Source organism: Enterobacter sp. 22466, assembly GCF_052044775.1.
Taxonomy (GTDB): domain Bacteria; phylum Pseudomonadota; class Gammaproteobacteria; order Enterobacterales; family Enterobacteriaceae; genus Enterobacter; species Enterobacter dissolvens.
Window position 1 is genome coordinate 281,861 of record NZ_JBQENX010000005.1, and the last position, 16,653, is coordinate 298,513.

12 protein-coding genes are annotated in these 16,653 nt (G+C 55.8%); 3 read left to right on the top strand and 9 right to left on the bottom strand.

Annotation, left to right across the window (positions count from 1 at the left end; genetic code table 11):
- Positions 1-13: 13 nt before the first annotated feature.
- Positions 14-1,660, bottom strand: a complete 1,647-nt coding sequence (locus ACTJJI_RS15590) for a dihydroxyacetone kinase subunit DhaK (protein ID WP_014833466.1) — start codon at positions 1,658-1,660, stop codon at positions 14-16.
- A 137-nt stretch (positions 1,661-1,797) separates the two neighbouring features.
- On the opposite strand from ACTJJI_RS15590, the gene ACTJJI_RS15595 reads away from it, so the two are divergent.
- Complete coding sequence (locus ACTJJI_RS15595; protein ID WP_014833467.1) at positions 1,798-3,300, top strand: helicase HerA-like C-terminal domain-containing protein; 1,503 nt, start codon at positions 1,798-1,800, stop codon at positions 3,298-3,300.
- Here ACTJJI_RS15595 and ACTJJI_RS15600 read toward each other — a convergent pair.
- Positions 3,280-4,221: a TIGR01212 family radical SAM protein gene (locus ACTJJI_RS15600; RefSeq protein ID WP_192544699.1), complete on the bottom strand. Its 942-nt coding sequence runs from the start codon at positions 4,219-4,221 to the stop codon at positions 3,280-3,282. The genes ACTJJI_RS15595 and ACTJJI_RS15600 overlap by 21 nt on opposite strands.
- Positions 4,222-4,904: 683 nt before the next feature.
- Between ACTJJI_RS15600 and gltB the strand changes: the two genes are divergently transcribed.
- Both gltB and gltD read left to right on the top strand, forming a co-directional pair.
- The gene (gltB, locus tag ACTJJI_RS15605) at positions 4,905-9,365 is read left to right on the top strand and encodes a glutamate synthase large subunit (protein WP_046887323.1); all 4,461 of its coding nucleotides are present in this window, start codon (positions 4,905-4,907) and stop codon (positions 9,363-9,365) included.
- Between the two features lie 9 nt (positions 9,366-9,374).
- Positions 9,375-10,793, top strand: coding sequence for a glutamate synthase subunit GltD (gltD, locus tag ACTJJI_RS15610; RefSeq protein ID WP_014833470.1), 1,419 nt, complete (start codon positions 9,375-9,377; stop codon positions 10,791-10,793).
- A gap of 33 nt (positions 10,794-10,826) precedes the next feature.
- Here the strand turns inward: gltD and nanQ are convergent, their stop codons facing one another.
- The 7 genes from nanQ to rpsI form a co-directional block, all read right to left on the bottom strand.
- Positions 10,827-11,294, bottom strand: a complete 468-nt coding sequence (nanQ, locus tag ACTJJI_RS15615; RefSeq protein WP_014833471.1) for an N-acetylneuraminate anomerase — start codon at positions 11,292-11,294, stop codon at positions 10,827-10,829.
- 67 nt (positions 11,295-11,361) lie between these two features.
- Complete coding sequence (locus ACTJJI_RS15620) at positions 11,362-12,846, bottom strand: MFS transporter (protein WP_014833472.1); 1,485 nt, start codon at positions 12,844-12,846, stop codon at positions 11,362-11,364.
- A gap of 57 nt (positions 12,847-12,903) precedes the next feature.
- Positions 12,904-13,797, bottom strand: a complete 894-nt coding sequence (gene nanA / locus ACTJJI_RS15625; protein WP_440654730.1) for an N-acetylneuraminate lyase — start codon at positions 13,795-13,797, stop codon at positions 12,904-12,906.
- Between the two features lie 122 nt (positions 13,798-13,919).
- Positions 13,920-14,702, bottom strand: coding sequence for a transcriptional regulator NanR (nanR, locus tag ACTJJI_RS15630; protein ID WP_192544678.1), 783 nt, complete (start codon positions 14,700-14,702; stop codon positions 13,920-13,922).
- Positions 14,703-14,803: 101 nt separating this feature from the next.
- Positions 14,804-15,301, bottom strand: coding sequence for a ClpXP protease specificity-enhancing factor (sspB, locus tag ACTJJI_RS15635; protein WP_014833475.1), 498 nt, complete (start codon positions 15,299-15,301; stop codon positions 14,804-14,806).
- Between the two features lie 5 nt (positions 15,302-15,306).
- Complete coding sequence (gene sspA, locus ACTJJI_RS15640; RefSeq protein ID WP_014833476.1) at positions 15,307-15,945, bottom strand: stringent starvation protein SspA; 639 nt, start codon at positions 15,943-15,945, stop codon at positions 15,307-15,309.
- 308 nt (positions 15,946-16,253) lie between these two features.
- Entirely contained in the window at positions 16,254-16,646 is a 393-nt protein-coding gene (gene rpsI / locus ACTJJI_RS15645; protein ID WP_000829818.1) for a 30S ribosomal protein S9, read from the bottom strand.
- Between the last annotated feature and the right edge of the window lie 7 nt (positions 16,647-16,653).

Consider the following 16,653-nt stretch of genomic DNA (forward strand, 5'->3'; position numbering starts at 1 on the left):
ACGGTAACGGTTGTTACCGTTTTGCTTCTACCATGGCCTTAAACACCTCTGCCACCGCGACCGCCCCCGGATCCATTACCCCATCCAGATTCTCTTTATTCACATACGACGAGCGCCCCGCACCTGCTTTGCCCATTCTGGCTGTTGCCTCTGCGCCCTGCTGTGCCGCCTGCGCTGCTGCCTTAAGATCCCCTTTCTGCAATGCCTCCAGCGCCGGTTGCAGCGCGTCGATCAGTGTGCGATCGCCAAGATCGGCCCCGCCATACTGCTTCATTTGTGCCAGCCCGCTCAGCAAGGCATCCGCAAGCGATTGTCCGTCATGCAGCTTTTGCCCGGCCGCCGTGAAGAAGATCGACATTAATACGCCGCTCGATCCGCCCATCACCGTTGCCAGCCGCTCCCCCACCAGCAGGAGTAATGTCGACACATCGTTAAGGGGCAGGTTGTTCTCCTCCAGACGCTGCGCAATCTCCCGCGCCCCTTGCGCAAAGGTGGATCCGGTATCGCCGTCCCCCACTTTCGCATCCAGCGCGTTAAGACGGTTTTCCAGTCGAATCAGGGTGTTTGTCGCCACAGAGACATACTCGCCCACCTGCGGATTCGCGGACGGGGTAAACTCCACGCGGTCGTGGATCGCGCTATGCTCCTGGGTCCGCAACGGTGCAAACGCCACCGGCTTCTGCCAGCCCAACGTCTCCACCTCTTCATGAAGGGCTTTCTCGAACAGATCGTTCAGCTTCAGCAGCGTCAGCGAAAAGCCCTTCATATCCAGGGCGCTCACCAGTGGTGCCGGGCCAATCAGGTACGCAATGTTCTCTTTCAGGGCCGAGTGCGCCAGCTCTTTGGTGAGCAGAGCCATCTCAAGCGCTGATACCCCACCCAGGTTATTGATTAACACTGCGAAGCGCCCGTCACCGGCCTGAGTCTTAAGCGGCGTCACCAGCGTGTCGATAATCGCTTTGCTGTTCTGCGTATCCACGACGGAAGCCCCCGGCTCACCATGAATGCCCAGACCCAGCTCGACATGGCCTTGCTTAATGCGCCCTTCTTCCTCGTCGCTTCCCGGCAGGTTACACGTTTGCATCGCAACGCCCAGGCTCCAGAGGTTATCGCAGGCCTGTTGCGCAATATCACGCACTTCACTTAGCGATTTTCCATGCTCTGCGGCATAACCCGCAATCTTATGAACCAGCGCCGTACCGGCAATGCCGCGCGGCTGTTTGTTGTCCGGCAGCGCAATATCGTCTGCCACAATCACCATCTCCACCTTCAGGCCGTAGCGTTTAGCCTTTTCTGCCGCCAGGCCAAAGTTCAGGCGGTCACCGGTGTAGTTTTTGACGATCAGCAGGCAGCCACGGTCGCCCGTTACCGCCACAATGGCATTCAGCACCGCATCCACGCTCGGCGAGGCGAACAGGTCGCCACAGACCGCCGCCGTGAGCATCCCTTTACCAACAAACCCGGCATGTGCCGGTTCATGCCCTGAGCCGCCACCGGAGATCACCGCCACGCGGCTCTTGTCCCAGTCGCTGCGCGCCACAATGCGAATGGCGGGATCAACATCGAGCTTGACGAGATTGCCGTGCGGAGCAGAAATCAGAATGCCTTCAATAGCATCGTTGACCAGTTGTTTGCGATTATTAAAAAAGAATCTGGACATACATTCCCAACATGTTGTGAACCGTATGCAAAAGCATAGTCCGCGCTGGGTAATACGCCGCAAAGTAAGGAATTTTTACCGCCATTTTGCCGTCAGGTTGCCTATACTCCACCGAGGACTAAGAGAGGATGAGTATCATGAGTACACCATTGTTGATTGCCAGGACGCTGGAGAAAGAGCTGTTTTTACTGCCTGCGATGGCGAACCGTCACGGCCTGATCACCGGTGCCACCGGGACAGGGAAAACCGTGACCCTGCAGAAGCTGGCCGAATCGCTCTCTGAGATTGGCGTGCCGGTCTTTATGGCCGATGTAAAAGGCGATTTAACCGGTGTGGCTCAGGAGGGGACTCCGTCCGAGAAACTGATTGAGCGCCTGAAAAATATCGGCGTCAATGACTGGACGCCCCACAACAACCCGGTTGTTGTCTGGGATATTTTTGGTGAGAAAGGTCATCCGGTACGAGCCACCGTCTCCGATCTTGGCCCGCTGCTGCTGGCCCGTCTCCTGAACCTCAACGATGTCCAGTCCGGGGTGTTGAACATCATCTTCCGTATTGCCGATGACCAGGGGCTGCTGCTGCTTGATTTCAAAGATCTGCGCGCCATTACCCAGTACATCGGCGATAACGCCAAATCTTTCCAGAACCAGTACGGCAACATCAGCAGTGCCTCAGTAGGGGCTATTCAGCGCGGGTTACTGACGCTGGAGCAACAGGGGGCAGAACATTTCTTCGGCGAGCCGATGCTGGATATCAAAGACTGGATGCGCACCGACAGCAGCGGCAAGGGCATCATCAATATCCTGAGTTCAGAGAAGCTCTACCAGATGCCGAAACTCTACGCCGCCAGCCTGCTGTGGATGCTCTCTGAACTTTACGAACAGCTGCCAGAGGCGGGCGACCTTGAGAAGCCGAAGCTGGTGTTCTTCTTTGATGAAGCGCACCTGCTGTTTAACGACGCACCGCAGGTGCTGCTGGACAAGATCGAGCAGGTTATCCGCCTGATCCGCTCCAAAGGCGTCGGCGTCTGGTTTGTCTCGCAAAACCCGTCGGATATCCCCGATAACGTACTGGGACAACTCGGTAACCGCGTCCAGCACGCCCTGCGCGCCTTTACGCCAAAAGATCAGAAAGCCGTCAAAGCTGCCGCACAAACCATGCGCGCGAATCCGGACTTTAATACCGAAGCGGCGATCCAGGCGCTGGGCACCGGTGAAGCACTGATTTCGTTCCTTGATGCCAAGGGCAGCCCGTCCATTGTGGAACGTGCCATGGTGATTGCCCCTTGCTCGCGGATGGGACCGGTGACAGACGATGAGCGCAATGCCCTGATTAACCACTCCCCGGTTTACGGGAAATACGAAGACGAAGTGGATCGTGAATCTGCCTTCGAGATGCTACAAAAAGGCGTACAGGCCACCACCGAATCGCAGGATGCGCCTCCTGCCAAAGGCCAGTCAGTCGCGGTGGATGACGGCATTCTGGGTGGGCTGAAAGACATTTTGTTTGGCAGCACCGGGCCGCGCGGCGGCAAGCGCGATGGCGTTGTACAGACGATGGCGAAAAGCGCCGCGCGGCAGGTCACGAATCAGATTGTGCGCGGCATGCTGGGGAGTTTGTTAGGCGGTCGCCGTCGGTAGCGGGGCAACCCACGGTCTTCCCAGCGCCGATCCCTGCACACCGTGCTCATGCAGATAGCGGTCAATTTCCACCATCCCCGTCCAACGGTTCTCACACCACAGCGGTGCCAGAAGCGTTGGACGGCGGGCGCTGGCGGAGATGCGGTGGTAGACAATCTCGGGCGGCGTATGGCGGATCATCTCCCCTGCCGTTTCCGTATACTCATCAAGTGGAATGCCGTTTAACCGTCCGGCTTGCCACGCTTTGGCCATAATGCTGCCCTGGACGATATGCAGCGGGTGCAGCTTGATCCCGTCTACGCCCGTTTCAACGACTTTTTCCAGCGTCTCCAGGCCATGCTGCAGCCCTTCGCCCGGCAGACCGGCAATCAGATGCGAGCAGACCTTCAACCCGCGCTCGCGCGCCAGGCGAGTGGTGCGCTGATAGCAGGCAAAATCATGCCCACGGTTAATGCGATGCAACGTTTTGTCATGAGCCGTTTGCAAACCCAGTTCCAGCCAGATCTCGTACCCTTGATCCTGGTACTCGCTGAGTAGATCCAGCACCGCGTCCGGCACGCAGTCCGGTCGCGTGCCTACGCACAACCCCACAATATTGGCCTGGCTGACCGCCTGCTGATACAGGGAACGCAGCACCTGCACTTCCGCCCATGTGCTGGTGTAGGCCTGAAAATAGGCCAGATACTGCTTTGCCCGGTTCACAAGACGGGCCTGATGCGCGAGCTGTTCCGCGATAGATTTATGCTGCAGCGCTTCGTCCGCAAACGAAGCCACGTTGCAGAACGTACAGCCACCACGTCCGATAGTGCCATCGCGGTTCGGGCAGCTAAAACCGCCATGCAGCGTCAGCTTGTGAACCTTTTGCCCGTAGCGCTGCAAAAGATCCCCACCAAACATATTGACTAATTTCTGTAACTGCATAATCTGATAGACCGTCCCGAAGAAAGGGGACAAGCCTGCCATTTTTAGCCACCGTCGGCGATGACCTGGATCAATCGCCCTGGATGGCCATTACCCTCATGAATAAATACTCAAGATTACTGCAATTTCATTCACGCCAGACGTGATTACTTTTCCTTATGTTCTGATTGTTTTTTTCATTTATCACGCCAGCATTGAAAAACAGTGTCTTTATGCGGGTTTAAACTCCATGACAGCGTATTATTCTGCTAAAAAACCGCTATTCAGCACGCTGCATCGATAATACCGCTTTCATATAGTGAGTCAGATCACACTCCTCGGCGACTTCCCGGGGCGCCAGGTGGTTGTAAAAATAGTTAAATACCCTTTATATACAATAAGATAACTTCTCTTTAGCACATTTTTGTATAAATAAGATTGCCATTTGACCTGTGTACCAATTCCCGATAAGTTGGAAATCCGCTGGAAGCTTTCTGGATGAGCGGCCTGCTCATCATATTTATGCAGTAATTGAGATTTCCCTCTGAAGCAAGTCCTCAAACTTGTTTACCTGCGCGAAAGGATGAAAAAGAGGGCGAATGCGAGGTCCGCGTATGAAACGCAAACCCCGTCGCCATGCTCTTTCTGTGCCTGTGCGCCACGGTTCAGTGGGAAGCCCGACGAGCCTGGGGAGGTTCACTGATATGTTGTACGATAAATCCCTTGAGAAGGATAACTGTGGTTTCGGCCTGATCGCCCACATAGAAGGCGAACCTAGCCACAAGGTAGTGCGTACTGCTATTCACGCACTGGCCCGTATGCAGCACCGTGGTGCCATCCTTGCCGATGGTAAAACCGGCGACGGTTGCGGCCTGCTGCTGCAAAAACCGGATCGTTTCTTCCGTATCGTAGCGGAAGAGCGCGGCTGGCGTTTAGCCAAAAACTACGCTGTCGGTATGCTGTTCCTGAATCAGGATCCTGAAAAAGCTGCTGCCTCACGCCGCATCGTTGAAGAAGAACTTCAGCGTGAAACCCTGTCTATTGTCGGCTGGCGCGATGTGCCAACCAACGAAGGGGTGCTCGGTGAAATCGCCCTCTCCTCGCTGCCTCGTATTGAACAGATTTTCGTTAATGCGCCTGCGGGCTGGCGTCCACGCGATATGGAACGCCGTCTGTTTATCGCTCGCCGCCGCATTGAAAAACGTCTCCAGGACGATAAAGAGTTCTACGTCTGTAGCCTCTCGAATCTGGTGAACATTTATAAAGGTCTGTGTATGCCGGCTGACCTGCCGCGCTTCTACCTGGACCTGGCGGATCTGCGTCTGGAATCGGCCATTTGCCTGTTCCACCAGCGCTTCTCCACCAACACCGTGCCACGCTGGCCGCTGGCACAGCCGTTCCGCTATCTGGCGCACAACGGTGAGATCAACACCATCACCGGTAACCGCCAGTGGGCACGCGCCCGTACCTATAAGTTCCAGACCCCACTGATCCCGGATCTGCACGATGCCGCGCCGTTCGTTAACGAAACCGGCTCTGACTCCAGCTCGATGGATAACATGCTGGAACTGCTGCTGGCAGGCGGCATGGATATTGTTCGTGCCATGCGTCTGCTGGTGCCACCAGCCTGGCAGAACAACCCGGATATGGATCCGGAGCTGCGCGCCTTCTTCGATTTTAACTCCATGCACATGGAGCCGTGGGATGGTCCGGCGGGCATCGTCATGTCCGACGGTCGTTTTGCCGCCTGTAACCTGGACCGTAACGGCCTGCGTCCGGCGCGCTATGTCATCACCAAAGATAAGCTCATCACCTGTGCCTCTGAAGTCGGTATCTGGGATTACCAGCCTGACGAAGTGGTTGAGAAAGGCCGCGTTGGCCCGGGCGAGCTGATGGTTATCGATACCCGCGGTGGACGTATTCTGCACTCCGCTGAAACCGACCACGACCTGAAGAGCCGCCATCCGTACAAAGAGTGGATGGAGAAAAACGTGCGCCGTCTGGTGCCGTTCGAAGATCTGCCGGATGAAGAAGTGGGCAGCCGCGAACTGGACGACGATACGCTGGCGAGTTTCCAGAAACAATTTAACTACAGCGCGGAAGAGCTGGACTCCGTCATCCGCGTACTGGGTGAAAACGGCCAGGAAGCGGTCGGCTCCATGGGTGACGATACCCCGTTTGCCGTACTCTCCAGCCAGCCGCGCATTATTTACGACTACTTCCGTCAGCAGTTCGCGCAGGTGACCAACCCGCCAATCGATCCGCTGCGTGAAGCACACGTCATGTCATTGGCTACCAGTATTGGTCGCGAGATGAACGTTTTCTGCGAAGCTGAAGGCCAGGCCCACCGCCTGACCTTTAAATCGCCGATCCTGCTCTACTCCGATTTCAAACAGCTCACCACGCTGAAAGAGGATCACTACCGCGCCGACACGCTCGATATCACCTTCGACGTGACTGAAGCGAGCCTCGAAGAGACGGTGAACGCGCTGTGTGACAAAGCTGAACAGATGGTACGTAACGGTACCGTTCTGCTGGTGCTGTCTGACCGTAATATCGCGAAGAACCGCCTGCCGGTGCCTGCGCCGATGGCGGTGGGTGCTATCCAGACGCGTCTGGTCGATAAGAGCCTGCGCTGCGACGCCAACATCATTGTTGAAACCGCAAGCGCACGCGACCCACACCACTTTGCCGTGCTGTTAGGTTTTGGTGCGACGGCGATTTATCCATACCTGGCCTACGAAACGCTGGCACGTCTGGTCGATACCCGCGCGATCGACAAAGACTACCGTGCAGTGATGCTGAACTACCGTAACGGCATCAACAAAGGCCTGTATAAGATCATGTCCAAAATGGGCATCTCGACCATTGCCTCCTACCGCTGCTCGAAGCTGTTTGAAGCGGTTGGTCTGCATAATGAGGTCGCAAATCTCTGCTTCCAGGGCGTGGTCAGCCGTATCGGCGGAGCCGGTTTTGCCGACTTCCAGCAGGATCTGGTGAACCTGTCGAAACGCGCCTGGCTGGCACGTAAGCCGCTGGAGCAAGGCGGTCTGCTGAAATACGTTCACGGTGGCGAATATCACGCCTACAACCCGGACGTGGTGCGCACGCTGCAGCAGGCCGTTCAGAGCGGCGAGTACAGCGATTATCAGCAGTATGCAAAACTGGTTAACGAGCGTCCGGCGGCCACGCTGCGCGACCTGCTGGCGCTGAATCCGGGTGATGAAGCAGTCAGCATTAACGAGGTGGAGCCGGCGTCTGAGCTGTTCAAACGCTTCGACACCGCCGCGATGTCCATCGGTGCATTGAGCCCGGAAGCCCACGAGGCGCTGGCCGAAGCGATGAACAGCATCGGCGGTAACTCTAACTCCGGTGAAGGCGGTGAAGATCCTGCCCGCTACGGCACCAATAAAGTGTCCCGTATCAAGCAGGTGGCATCTGGTCGCTTTGGCGTAACGCCAGCGTACCTGGTCAACGCCGACGTCATTCAGATTAAAGTCGCTCAGGGTGCGAAACCGGGCGAAGGCGGTCAGCTGCCGGGTGATAAAGTCACCCCGTACATCGCCAAACTGCGCTATTCCGTACCGGGCGTGACGCTGATCTCCCCGCCGCCGCACCACGATATCTACTCTATCGAGGACTTAGCGCAGCTGATTTTCGACCTGAAACAGGTCAACCCGAAAGCGATGATCTCCGTGAAGCTGGTTTCCGAACCGGGCGTCGGCACCATCGCTACCGGCGTGGCGAAAGCCTATGCGGATCTCATCACCATCGCCGGTTATGACGGCGGTACCGGCGCAAGCCCGCTCTCCTCCGTGAAATACGCGGGCTGCCCGTGGGAGCTTGGCCTGGTGGAAACCCAACAGGCGCTGGTGGCGAACGGTCTGCGTCATAAGATCCGTCTGCAGGTGGATGGCGGCCTGAAAACCGGCCTCGACATCATCAAAGCGGCGATTCTGGGTGCGGAAAGCTTTGGCTTTGGTACCGGCCCGATGGTTGCGCTGGGCTGTAAATACCTGCGTATTTGCCACCTGAACAACTGTGCGACCGGTGTGGCAACCCAGGATGAGAAACTGCGTAAGAACCACTATCACGGCCTGCCGTTCAAAGTGACGAACTACTTTGACTTTATCGCCCGCGAAACCCGCGAGCTGATGGCGCAACTGGGCGTGAAGCGTCTGGTGGATCTGATTGGCCGTACCGACCTGCTGAAAGAGCTGGACGGTTTCACTGCCAAACAGCAGAAACTGGATCTCGGCAAGCTGCTGGAAACGGCCGAGCCGCATCCGGGTAAAGCGGTCTACTGCACCGAGAACAACCCGCCGTTCGACAATGGCGTGCTGAACGCGCAGCTGCTGCAGCAGGCAAAGCCGTATGTAGATGAGAAGCAGAGCAAAACGTTCTGGTTTGATATCCGCAACACCGACCGCTCTGTGGGCGCGTCGCTCTCTGGTTACATCGCGCAAACGCATGGCGACCAGGGGCTGGCAGCGGATCCGATCACCGCGCACTTCAGCGGTACGGCGGGTCAAAGCTTCGGCGTGTGGAACGCCGGCGGCGTTGAGCTTATCCTTACTGGCGATGCCAACGACTACGTCGGTAAAGGCATGGCGGGGGGTCTGCTGGCCGTGCGTCCTCCGGTGGGCTCAGCGTTCCGCAGTCACGAAGCGAGCATCATCGGTAACACCTGTCTGTATGGAGCAACCGGCGGTCGTCTGTTTGCCGCGGGCCGTGCGGGTGAGCGTTTTGCGGTGCGTAACTCCGGTGCCATCACCGTGGTGGAAGGCATTGGCGATAACGGCTGTGAATACATGACGGGCGGGATTGTGTGCGTGCTGGGTAAAACCGGCGTGAACTTTGGCGCAGGCATGACAGGTGGTTTTGCTTACGTCCTGGATGAAGACGGCGAGTTCCGCAAACGCGTGAACCCGGAACTGGTGGAAGTGCTGGACGTTGATACGCTGGCGATCCACGAAGAACACCTGCGCGGTTTGATTACCGAACACGTGCAGCATACCGGTTCTTCGCGCGGCGAAGAGATCCTGGCGAACTGGCCGGCGTTCTCTGCGAAATTCGCGCTGGTTAAACCGAAGTCCAGCGATGTTAAAGCCCTGTTGGGTCACCGTAGTCGTAGCGCAGCAGAGCTGCGTGTGCAGGCGCAGTAAGGAATTCAGATGAGCCAGAACGTATACCAGTTTATCGACCTGCAGCGTGTTGATCCGCCAAAGAAACCGCTGAAGATCCGTAAAATTGAATTTGTAGAAATCTATGAGCCGTTTTCAGAAGGCCAGGCCAAAGCACAGGCAGACCGCTGCCTGTCCTGCGGTAACCCTTACTGTGAGTGGAAATGTCCGGTCCATAACTACATCCCGAACTGGCTGAAGCTGGCCAACGAAGGACGTATTTTCGAAGCCGCTGAGCTCTCTCACCAGACCAACACCCTGCCGGAAGTGTGCGGCCGCGTGTGCCCGCAGGACCGTCTGTGTGAAGGCTCCTGTACGCTGAATGATGAGTTTGGCGCAGTGACCATCGGTAACATTGAGCGCTACATCAACGATAAAGCGTTTGAGATGGGCTGGCGTCCGGATATGACCGGGGTGAAGCAAACCGACAAGCGCGTGGCGATTATCGGTGCAGGCCCGGCGGGCCTGGCCTGTGCAGATGTCCTGACCCGTAACGGCGTGAAGGCGGTGGTCTTTGACCGTCATCCGGAGATCGGCGGCCTGCTGACCTTCGGTATCCCGGCCTTTAAGCTGGAGAAAGAGGTGATGACCCGCCGCCGTGAAATCTTCACCGGCATGGGCATTGAGTTCAAACTGAATGTGGAAGTGGGCCGCGACGTGCAGCTCGACGATCTGCTGAAAGATTACGACGCCGTGTTCCTCGGCGTGGGCACCTATCAGTCCATGCGTGGCGGGCTGGAGAACGAAGACGCGCCGGGCGTGTACGACGCGCTGCCGTTCCTGATCGCCAACACCAAGCAGATCATGGGTTATGGCGAAACGGCTGATGAGCCTTTCGTCAGTATGGAAGGCAAACGCGTGGTGGTGCTGGGCGGCGGTGATACCGCGATGGACTGCGTGCGTACCTCCATTCGCCAGAACGCGGCGCACGTGATCTGTGCTTACCGTCGTGACGAAGAAAACATGCCAGGCTCCAAACGCGAAGTAAAAAACGCGCGTGAAGAGGGTGTGGAGTTCCAGTTCAACATCCAGCCTCTGGGTATTGAAGTGAATGCCAACGGCAAGGTGAGCGGCGTGAAGATGGCGCGTACCGAGATGGGTGCGCCGGATGCCAAAGGCCGTCGTCGTGCGGAGATCGTGGCTGGCTCTGAGCATGTGATCCCGGCCGATGCCGTAGTGATGGCGTTCGGTTTCCGCCCTCACAGCATGGAGTGGCTGGCGAAGCACAGCGTTGAGCTGGATTCACAGGGTCGCATTATCGCGCCAGAAGGCAGTGACAATGCGTTCCAGACCAGCAACCCGAAAATCTTTGCCGGTGGTGATATCGTTCGTGGCTCTGACCTGGTGGTCACAGCGATTGCCGAAGGGCGTAAGGCGGCAGACGGTATACTGAACTATCTGGAAGTGTAAAAACGAGCCGGATGGATAACCATCCGGCTTTTTTTATGCGGTTAACAGGCTGGCACGCACTTTCACCACGACCTTTTTTATTTCTCTCGCCGATTCGGTAATACACCCCGGTTTATGCGGTTCCCCCGGCATAAACACCACGAACATACCCGGTCTCAGAATGACGAATTGCTCCCCTTCAATGCGCCTGCAAAGCTGATAATCTTCGGCGTTATGCATTTCCTCGCACTCACGCGCAGAGCCGGTAACACCAAACAGAATGCGCTCTTCTCCGGCTAGCAACAGCTGGATATCGATATATTGCGCGTGCAGTTCTGCCTTTTTCTGTTCCGGCGTCTGCGTGTCAAACTGCATAACATTCATAAAGATATCGTTGCCCGGCAGTTCGTAGTGGCCCGGCGCCTTCTCCTGAGGTCGGGCAGCAACCGCCAGCGAGAGGGCGTTTGCCAGGACAGAAGGCAACCCGGAAGACGCCATTGACCGCAGTTCTCCCAAAATCATAATGTGTCTCCTGGTACTAACAGAGCCGCGGCGAGCATTGTTGCGCCAGTATCCATTGCCAGCATCGTCATTTTACCACCTGCTCGCTTTTTACTGTCCCCGCAGGAAAAGCGCCGCTCAGTGGTTTACCGTCGATGGCGTCATGAGTGCGCAGTGCTTCCGGCCTGATCCAACGCTGTACGCGAGACGGCATATCCAGGCCGATCAACAGAATAACCACAAACGTCAGGCCAAAGGAGAGCGATCCCAGCGCGGTTCCTAGTTCCATTCGTTGTGAAAGGAGTGCACCTACTACCGGCGCAATCGCCCCGCCCAGAGCGCCGACGTTATAGGTAAATCCAAGCCCAGCTGCCCGCTGATCGGTATCGTAATAGCCGCCAATCAGCTTAGGCAAAATCCCGGAAATACCCTGACCTAACATCTGCTGGAAAAAGAGCAATAACCCGAGCACCCAGATATTAGCGCCGCCAATCGCAAACACCGGAATGATGAGCAGCTGCGAGGCCAGCAGGCTACAGACGTAGGCTTTACGCGTTCCCAGCCAGTCGCCAAGAAAGCCGCCTACACAGCAGCCTACCGCCGCACCAAACCCGCTGAAGAACAGCACGCGAGCCACCGTAGCCGGATCGTAGGCCAGCTCCGTTTTCAGATAGGTTGGCAGCAATGCCTGAATCGGCCACGAGTAGAGAAAGGCAAACAGCACCACTACCATCAGCGTGACGCCGGTAGGCCAGCGTTTGCCGCTACTTTGCACCATAAAGCTGATAAAAACGACAGCGCACAGCAGCCCCAGTATGACCACCATCCCGACGTTATTAAGCTCTCCCGCAAAACAGAGCCACAGTGCCACTCCGGCAAACAACGTCATCGCAATGTTGATCACACGGTATTTGCCACGATAAAGAATATCGACCATCGTGTGCACCGGTGTTTTTCCTTCATGCTTCGCTTTCCAGTCCCCGGCTTCCGGGATGTTTTTACGCAGCCACAGGGCAAAGACAATAGGCAAGATGCCGATAAAGAATAATGCCCGCCAGCCCCAGACGGGTACCACAAGGCTGTACACCTGCGCCGCAACCACCGCACCAACAGAGAATCCAGAGATGAGAAAACCGCTGGCCTTATTGCGCAGATGTTTTGGCCAGCTTTCAATAACATAGGTTGCGCTGGAGCCGTACTCCCCTGCCATTCCCATCCCAATCACCATGCGGGCGATAAACATGGTGACGTAGCCCGGTGCAAAACCGCAGGCCAGCGTACCGCAGGAAAAAAGCACAATGCTGGTGATCATCGCCAGCTTTCGACCATAGCGGTCGCCCATCGCGCCCAGCAACAAGCCGCCGAACCAGCGCGAGATAAATGCCGCTGAAATAAGGCTCGCCGCTTCAACGGTCGTCAGGCCAAATTCACTTTTTACTTCTGTCAGGACTAAGGCAATCAGTACAAAATCGAAGCCATCAAGCAGATACCCCAGCCAGGCGGCGGAGAAGGCACGCCATTGAGGGCGCGTAAGATGGCGATACCACGGGATGCTTTGGGTAGACATACTCATAACACTCTCCCGAACAGGATTTTTAGCCGGACAAGCAACGCGTCATCCGGCGATGCGTTAGCGTTTTTCCGCCATTAACTGCTCCGCCAGCGCTTTCAGCTCCGGCACATATTGTTCATCCACGGGGGCAAACGGCTTGCGGCACAGCGGCACGGAAACCACGTCCATGTAGTGCAATACCGTTTTTAGTCCACGGAATACACCTGACTTGATAAGCAGATCGATAGCCTTGTTACACTCGCTTTGCAGGCGCTGAGCGGTGGCGTTATCCCCGTCGCGAACCGCTTTTGCGATCGCCTGATAGCGCCAGCCCATGATGTTGTAGGTGCTGCCAATTCCCCCATCGGCCCCCGCCAGCAGGCCATATGCGAAGATCTCGTCATAGCCGTTATAGAGCACCAGATCAGGATGCGCGCGACGGATCTGCTCCATCTGGAAAAGATCGCCTGAGGTTTGTTTCAGGGCACCGACACCCGGCAGCGTCACCAGGGTGTTGATCTGATCCAGACTTAACTTCACGCCGCTTAATGCTGGAATGTTATAGACCACCATCGGCAACCCCTCTGCTGACTCAATAATGGCGCGGTAGTGATCGCAATGCTCTTCAAAGCTGAAGGGATAGTAAAACGGCGTGACGGCGGACACTGCGTCAAAGCCCAGGCGAGCGGCGGCGATGGCGAGTTGCTGGCTTTCAGCCGTACTGATACAACCCACATGCGCGATGAGCGTGATTTTCCCCTTCGCCTCCTCCGCCACAATTTCCATTACCTGTTCACGCTCTGAAAGGGTTTGCACAAACGCCTCTCCCGTTGAGCCACCAACATAAAGCCCGTCGATCCCCTGCCCAATATTGAACTGGACCAAACGGCGCAGACTCTCTTTATCCAGAGCCTGGTGTTGGGTAAAAGGGGTCAAAAGTGCAGCCATTACGCCTCGTAATTGCGTTGTCATAGATACCTCCAGATTGGGTGAGTCAATAATAACGATATACCTTTATACCTGTTATACCAGATCAATTAAGCAGCAGTGGTGACCAGATCGTTTATATTGCGATCGACTTCACTAAAGGATCGTTATTTGTTGGCTTTGGCGTGCTGTCCGAAAGCGTGCCAGGTGGCTGAAACGCTGTTAAGGTGGGTTTGCAACGCCCGATCGGCTTCATCGGGATCGCGGCGGCGGATCGCATCAACTATCGCGATATGCTGGCGATAGCTGGCTTCATTATGCTGATAAAGCTCTACATCCGGCACTTTAGGGCGTGCCGCTATTAACCAGTCGAGCAGCGCAACGTGGATCGCATTGAAGATCGGATTGCCGGGGATCTCCGCCAGTACGCGGTGAAAATCGACATCGGATCGAATAAACAGCGTATTGTCATCCAGAGACTGGCTATTGATCTCCAGGGCTTTCGTCAGCTGCGTAATCTGATCGTCAGTCGCGTATTCGGCGGCATAACGAACGAGGCTGGATTCAAAGAACAAACGGAGCTGCTCAAAGTGGGCAATGCCGCCTGGCTGAGTCAGGAAGTCTTTCGCCATGCCCGACAATTCACTGATGATGGTATCAGCAGAAGGTATGGAGACGCGAGCACGTTCACCATTGTTAATCTGTACCAGTCCTTTACGCTTTAGTGCCGCCAGCGCTTCCCGCACCGAGGGCCGGCCCACATTAAAGAACTCCATCAGCTCACGCTCAGAGGGCAATTGCTCTCCCTGTGCAAATTCTTTTCGGCGGATCATCTGCTCCAGCTCTTCTTCCACCATATCGGACAGTTTTTTGCGCGTCAGCGGTCGACGACGCAGGCTGCGCCCAAGAGGTTCATCAGAGTTTTCAGCTTTAAGATCAGTCGGTTTCATTGCAATCCGGTGCCATTGAAGAAGAACAATTCATCATAACACAGGAACAAGAGGGGGCGAAAAAGGACACAAAGCAAAACAGGCCCGTTGGGCCTGTTGAATTATTTCACGACACGTAGCGCCGGACGCCCGCCGCGTGGTGGCGGATCGTCATCCGGATCGTTATCATCCTGATGATCGGGTTTGTCGCCGTCAATAACAGACATCACCGTATCGCTTTCGCGTTCTTCGGTTGCATCGTCGTCATTCAGGCTGGCAACGTCTTCGTCGTAAGCCGCTTCCGGCTCAAACATCGTCCCCGCACCGTTTTCACGCGCGTAGATTGCCAGCACAGCAGCCAATGGCACAGAAACCTGACGCGGCACACCGCCAAAACGCGCATTAAAGCGGACTTCGTCGTTGGCCAACTCCAGATTGCCCACCGCACGTGGCGCAATGTTCAATACGATTTGTCCGTCGCGTGCATATTCCATAGGAACCTGCACGCCCGGCAGCGTCACATCCACAACCAGGTGCGGCGTGAGCTGGTTGTCCAGCAGCCATTCATAGAAGGCGCGCAGCAGATACGGACGGCGTGGTGAAAGTTGTGACATTTCCACAGTCATTAGCCTCGGCCGAGACGCATTTCACGTTCCGGTTCAGTTAAGGATGCCAGGAAGGAGTCGCGTTCAAAGACGCGGGTCATATAACCTTTCAGCTCTTTTGCACCTGGGCCACTGAACTCAACGCCAAGTGTTGGCAGACGCCACAGCAGGGGTGCCAGATAGCAATCCACCAGGCTGAATTCATCGCTCAGGAAGAACGGTTTCTGGCCGAACACCGGGGCAATCGCCAGCAGCTCTTCACGCAGCTGTTTACGCGCAGCGTCCGCTTCAGCGGCAGAGCCGTTTACGATCACGTTCATCAGCGTGTACCAGTCTTTCTCGATACGCTGCATGTACAGGCGGCTTTCACCACGCGCAACAGGGTAAACAGGCATCAGCGGTGGATGCGGGAAACGCTCATCCAGGTATTCCATAATGATACGGGATTCCCACAGGGTCAGCTCGCGATCCACCAGCGTTGGTACACTTTGGCTCGGGTTGAGATCGATCAGATCCTGAGGTGGGTTATCCTTTTCCACATGCTCGATCTCAAAACTGACACCCTTCTCGGCCAGCACGATACGAACCTGATGGCTATAAATGTCAGTAGGACCAGAAAACAGCGTCATTACCGAACGTTTGTTGGCAGCGACAGCCATGAAAACCTCCAGGTATATTCAGAATTTTTACTGCTACCGGCCCGGTGGGGCCAGCCAGATGATGTAGCGCCCATCCCCGAGAAGACACATTGTTCAAGAATCGAACAAAAATCGAGTATTCACCGATATTTGGGCAGAAAATTGGATGATAGTTTACCAGATTTTGATGGCTTTGTGGTGAGGGGATTCTGGAAATGTGGAAAAAGAGGAGATATATGCATTGATATTGTGGATAACCTGAGCATTATCCATAAAAAAACCCGCCGAAGCGGGTTTTTCGCCAATCGTTCTGCGTGAGCAGAAAATGATTAACGTTTGGAGAACTGTGGACGACGACGTGCTTTACGCAGACCCACTTTCTTACGTTCAACCTGACGAGCGTCACGAGTAACGAAGCCAGCTTTACGCAGTTCAGAACGCAGGGATTCATCGTACTCCATCAGAGCGCGGGTGATACCGTGACGGATCGCACCTGCCTGACCGGAGATACCACCACCTTTAACGGTGATGTACAGATCCAGTTTTTCTACCATATCAACCAGTTCCAGCGGCTGGCGAACTACCATGCGGGCAGTTTCGCGACCGAAGTACTGTTCCAGAGAACGCTGGTTGATAACGATTTTACCGTTGCCCGGTTTGATGAAAACGCGAGCTGCGGAACTTTTGCGGCGACCAGTGCCGTAGTATTGATTTTCAGCCATTGCCTAT